This is a genomic window from Streptomyces sp. NPDC054863 (genome assembly GCF_053610825.1).
Genome location: NZ_JBSGZD010000411.1, coordinates 1 through 5,305 on the forward strand (window position 1 = coordinate 1; position 5,305 = coordinate 5,305).

Consider the following 5,305-nt stretch of genomic DNA (forward strand, 5'->3'; position numbering starts at 1 on the left):
GTGGGGGCCTCTGCACGGGGCACGTGCGGGTGCGTTCGCGCCTGCGGCGGGCTGTGGTCGTCGTGCGGGTGCGTCGTGGCTGGTCGCGCAGTTCCCCGCGCCCCTGAAAGCCCGCCCTCCGGGGGGCCGACGCCACCTCCCCCAGCCCCTGGCCCCCGAGCCCTCTTGGGCAGCGGGGCCGCCCCCCCCACCCCCCCGGGGGCGGGACGGGTGGGCAAGGGGGCGGCCCCCACGCGGAGCACGCCTCCTCCGCGACCGCACACGCTCGCGCCGGTGGGGGCCGGCCTTCCGGGCTGCGCCCGGTGCACGGCTGCGCCGCGCGTCCTCAAACGTCGGACGGGCTGAAGGGTCCGTCTCCCAATGGCATGCTGTGATCCATGGCGACCACCAGTCCCCCCACCGTCCCGGGGCCCCGCCCCACACGGCCCATGCGTGCCGACGCCCGCCGCAACTACGACAAGCTGCTGGCCGAAGCACGGACCGCGTTCGCCGCGCACGGTACGGACGCCTCGCTGGAGGAGATCGCCCGCCGCGCAGGCGTCGGCATCGGCACTCTGTACCGGCACTTCCCCACCCGGTACGCCCTGATGAGCGCGGTCTTCCAGGGTGCGGTGGACGAATTGATCGCCCGTGCCCACGAGTTGGCGGACTCGACGGCCCCCTGCGAGGCCCTCGTCACCTGGCTGCGCGCCATCATCACTCATGCGGGTGAGTATCGGGGCCTGGCCCGCGCCCTCATGTCGGCGTCCGGAAGCGGTACGGGGACCGAGAGCAGCGCCTCCGCGATGTCCGCCTGCAGCAACCCGATGCGCGAAGCCGGCACCGCCCTGCTCGTACGGGCCCAGCAGTCCGGAGCGGTACGTCCCGACGTACCGATCCGGGACCTGATGCAGCTCACCAACGCGATCGCGCTGGCCGCCGAACAGTCGCCCTACGACCCGGAGTTGGCCGACCGGCTGCTGTCGCTCGCGGTACGAGGGCTCCGCCCCCGTACCGACGAGCCACACGCCGCAAAGAGCTAGCGGCGGCGCATATCGGCCACCCTGGCCCGCTCCCCCGGCGACTGCGCCTGCTGCTCCGCGAGCGAGGCAGCACTGCGCAACTGCGAACCGGGGCCGCCCGGATGGGTCCTGCGCTGGCCCGGAAGCGGCATGTCCCGGCGGGGCTGCGGACGCCCCGTCGGGACGCCATCACCCCCGGAGCCGGACGCTCCGGCCCCCGGTCCCGCGACCGTGATCTGCACTCCCTGGTCGGCGAGTGCCTGCAACTCCGTACCCGCGCGCTCGTCGTGGGGAGGCGGCTCGTCGGTGACGAGCCGGGTGATCACGTCCGTGGGTACGGTCTGGAACATGGTGTCGGTGCCGAGCTTGGTGTGGTCGGCGAGGACCACCACTTCGGCGGCGGCCTGCACCAAGGCCCGGTCGACGCTCGCGGAGAGCATGTTGGAGGTGGACAGGCCGCGTTCGGCGGTCAGGCCGCTTCCGGAGAGGAAGGCGCGGGAGACCCGCAGCCCCTGGAGGGACTGCTCGGCACCGCTTCCCACCAGCGCGTAGTTGGAACCGCGCAGGGTTCCACCGGTCATGACGACTTCGACGCGGTTGGCGTGCGCCAACGCCTGGGCGACCAGGAGGGAGTTGGTGACGACGGTGAGCCCGGGGACCCGGGCGAGCCGTCTCGCCAGCTCCTGCGTGGTCGTACCGGCGCCGACGACGATGGCCTCCCCCTCCTCCACGAGTCCCGCGGCGAGGTCGGCGATGGCCGTCTTCTCCGCGGTCGCGAGGTGGGATTTCTGCGGAAAGCCGGATTCGCGGGTGAACCCGCCCGGCAGTACCGCACCGCCGTGCCGGCGGTCGAGGAGTCCTTCTGCCTCCAGCGCCCGCACGTCCCGCCGTACGGTCACTTCGGAGGTCTGGACGACGCGGGCGAGCTCACGGAGCGAAACCGCCCCGTTGGCCCGCACCATTTCGAGGATCAATTGACGACGTTCTGCAGCGAACACGAAACTGACAGTAACCTGACCGGCCGATAGTTTTCAGCAGTTTGCGCCGAATAACAGAAGTTGGTCGCAAACAGTGGCCTGGAGTGGTATACGGCCCCCGGCCGGTGGCGAGTTCACGCCCCGGCCGGTAACTCCGCGCGCCGTACGGTCGGTTGTCCGCGCGCCGTACGGTCAGCTGTCGCCCGCGGTCTTGCGCGTGTGCAGCTGCCGCGCCACCTCCGCGAGCGAGCCCGACAGGGAGGGGTAGACCGTGAACGCCTTCGCGATCTGTTCCACCGTCAGGCTGTTGTCGACGGCGATCGAGATCGGGTGGATCAGCTCGCTGGCGCGCGGCGCGACGACCACACCGCCGACGACGATGCCCGTGCCCGGGCGGCAGAACAGCTTCACGAAGCCGTCCCGGATGCCCTGCATCTTGGCGCGCGGGTTGCGCAGCAGCGGCAGCTTGACGCCGCGCGCGTCGATCCGGCCGGCGTCGACGTCCGCCTGGGTGTAACCGACGGTCGCGATCTCGGGGTCCGTGAAGACGTTGGAGGAGACCGTCTTGAGGTCGAGCGGGGCGACCGCGTCACCGAGGAAGTGGTACATGGCGATACGTCCCTGCATCGCCGCGACGGAGGCGAGGGCGAACACTCCGGTGACGTCTCCGGCCGCGTACACACCCGGTGCGGAGGTCCTGGACACCCGGTCGGTCCAGATGTGGCCGCTGTCCTTGAGCTTGACCCCGGCCTCCTCCAGGCCCATGCCCGCGGAGTTGGGGATGGCGCCGACGGCCATCAGGCAGTGCGAGCCGGAGATGACGCGGCCGTCGGCCAGCGTCACTTCCACCCGGTCGCCGACGCGCTTGGCGGACGCCGCGCGCGAGCGCGCCATGACGTTCATGCCGCGACGCCGGAAGACGTCCTCCAGCACGGCCGCCGCGTCCGGGTCCTCGCCCGGCAGCACGCGGTCGCGCGAGGAGACGAGCGTGACGCGCGAGCCCAGCGCCTGGTACGCACCCGCGAACTCGGCGCCGGTCACACCGGACCCGACCACGATCAGCTCCTCCGGGAGCTCGTCGAGGTCGTACACCTGCGTCCAGTTCAGGATCCGCTCGCCGTCCGGCAGCGCGTCCGGGATCTCGCGCGGGTGCCCGCCGGTCGCGATCAGCACGGCATCCGCCGTCAGCCGCTCCTCGGTCCCGTCGGCGGCGGTCACGACCACGGTCCGCGAGCCGTCCGAGTCCTGCTGGCCCTCCAGCCGGCCACGGCCGCGCAGCACGCGCGCACCGGCCCGGGTCACGGAGGCGGCGATGTCGTGCGACTGCGCGAGCGCGAGCCTCTTCACCCGCCGGTTGACCTTGCCGAGGTCCACGCCCACGACACGCGCGGACTGCTCCTCCGGCGGGGTGTCGTCGGCCACGAGGATGCCCAGCTCCTCGTACGAGGAGTCGAAGGTCGTCATCACCTCGGCCGTGGCGATCAGAGTCTTGGACGGTACGCAGTCGGTCAGCACCGACGCCCCGCCGAGTCCGTCGCAGTCGACGACGGTCACCTCTGCACCGAGCTGGGCGCCCACCAGCGCCGCCTCGTACCCGCCGGGTCCGCCGCCGATGATCACGATCCGGGTCACGAAAAGTCCGCCTCGCGTTCGCTTGAGTCGTTCGCTTGATCCTGCTGTGACTCCGCCCGGCCCGTCCTGCCTGCCCCGGCCGGGGTTCCGGGGGATCGCCCCGGAGGAGTGCAGTACGTACTTCATTGTCCCGCACGCGGGAGTGGGCTTCGCCCCGGGGCCCTCCATACGGGAACTCGCGGGGCGGGACGGTCGTTGTAGTCCCTCCGTCCGGCCCCCTCATCTCTTCCGGTACGAGATCCTTGCCGTCCGTACGGGATCGGCGGGGCTCCCGTACCCTCGGAGCCATGTCGCTCTACGCCGCGTACGCCGGCAACCTCGACGCGCGGCTGATGTCCCGCCGCGCCCCGCACTCGCCGCTGCGCGGCACGGGCTGGCTCAACGACTGGAGACTGACCTTCGGCGGCGAGCAGATGGGCTGGGAGGGCTCGCTCGCCACCGTGGTCGAGGCCCCGCGCTCGCAGGTCTTCGTGGCCCTGTACGACATCGCTCCGATGGACGAGGAGTCCATGGACCGGTGGGAGGGCGTCGGCCTGGACATCTACCGCCGCATGAGGGTCCGCGTCCACACCCTGGACGGCGAGGAAGCCACCTGGATGTACGTCCTCAACGGGTACGAGGGCGGGCTGCCGTCCGCCCGCTACCTGGGCGAGGTCGCCGACGCGGCCGAGTCGGCGGGCGCCCCGCACGACTATGTGATGGAGCTGCGCAAGCGCCCCTGCTAGGGCTCCCACCAGCGCCCCCGCCAAGGCGTGGAACTGCTCTCGTCGGAATCTCCAAGGCAACAATCCCATTGCCGTCCGCCGTGACATCTACGCGCGTAGGGCTGGACCGGCTACCCTCTTCCGCGTGAACGCATCTGTTATTTCGGACCCCCAGGCCGCCGCCGACGCCGCGGCCGCTCGCCTGCGCGAGCTGACCGGCGCCGAGACCCATGACGTCGCCCTCGTGATGGGCTCCGGCTGGGCTCCCGCGGTCGACGCCCTCGGCGAGGCCGAGGCCGAGTTCCCGGTCACCGACCTGCCCGGCTTCCCGCCCCCGGCCGTCGAAGGACACGGCGGCAAGATCCGCTCGTACAAGATCGGCGACAAGCGCGCGCTGGTCTTCCTCGGACGTACGCACTTCTACGAGGGCCGTGGCGTCGCCGCCGTCGCGCACGGTGTCCGCACCGCCGTGGCCGCCGGCTGCAAGACGGTCGTCCTCACCAACGGCTGTGGTGGCCTCCGCGACGGCATGCGCCCCGGCCAGCCGGTCCTGATCAGCGACCACCTGAACCTGACGGCCGCCTCGCCGATCATCGGCGCGAACTTCGTCGACCTCACGGACCTGTACTCGCCGCGCCTGCGCGCCCTGTGCAAGGAGGTGGACGAGACCCTGGAGGAGGGCGTCTACGTCCAGTTCCCCGGCCCGCACTACGAGACCCCGGCCGAGATCAACATGGTCCGCGTCATGGGCGGCGACCTCGTCGGCATGTCCACGGTGCTGGAGGCCATCGCGGCGCGTGAGGCGGGTGCGGAGGTCCTCGGCATCTCTCTCGTCACGAACCTGGCCGCCGGGCTCTCGGGCGAGCCGCTGAACCACGAGGAGGTCCTCCAGGCGGGTCGCGACAGCGCCGCCCGGATGGGCAGCCTGCTGGCGCGGGTGCTGGAGCGGATCTAGCGGATCTGGCGGGTGCGGCGGGAGGCTGGGCCTCCC

General features: G+C 71.8%; 5 protein-coding genes. 3 read left to right on the plus strand and 2 right to left on the minus strand.

The features are described from left to right. Positions 1-428: 428 nt before the first annotated feature. Positions 429-1,022, plus strand: a complete 594-nt coding sequence (locus ACWGIG_RS36510; protein ID WP_453326025.1) for a TetR/AcrR family transcriptional regulator — start codon at positions 429-431, stop codon at positions 1,020-1,022. On the opposite strand, the gene ACWGIG_RS36515 is transcribed toward ACWGIG_RS36510, so the two are convergent. Together ACWGIG_RS36515 and ACWGIG_RS36520 are read right to left on the minus strand one after the other, a co-directional pair. After that, positions 1,019-1,999, minus strand: coding sequence for a DeoR/GlpR family DNA-binding transcription regulator (locus ACWGIG_RS36515; RefSeq protein ID WP_453326021.1), 981 nt, complete (start codon positions 1,997-1,999; stop codon positions 1,019-1,021). The two genes, ACWGIG_RS36510 and ACWGIG_RS36515, sit on opposite strands and share 4 nt — an antisense overlap. Before the next feature lie 171 nt (positions 2,000-2,170). Continuing rightward, entirely contained in the window at positions 2,171-3,610 is a 1,440-nt protein-coding gene (locus ACWGIG_RS36520; RefSeq protein WP_453326022.1) for an NAD(P)H-quinone dehydrogenase, read from the minus strand. Positions 3,611-3,897: 287 nt separating this feature from the next. Here ACWGIG_RS36520 and ACWGIG_RS36525 point away from each other — a divergent pair, with 287 nt between their 5' ends. Both ACWGIG_RS36525 and ACWGIG_RS36530 read left to right on the plus strand, forming a co-directional pair. Next, positions 3,898-4,335, plus strand: coding sequence for a gamma-glutamylcyclotransferase (locus tag ACWGIG_RS36525; protein WP_453326023.1), 438 nt, complete (start codon positions 3,898-3,900; stop codon positions 4,333-4,335). Between the two features lie 124 nt (positions 4,336-4,459). After that, positions 4,460-5,269, plus strand: coding sequence for a purine-nucleoside phosphorylase (locus ACWGIG_RS36530; protein ID WP_453326024.1), 810 nt, complete (start codon positions 4,460-4,462; stop codon positions 5,267-5,269). Positions 5,270-5,305: the final 36 nt, after the last annotated feature.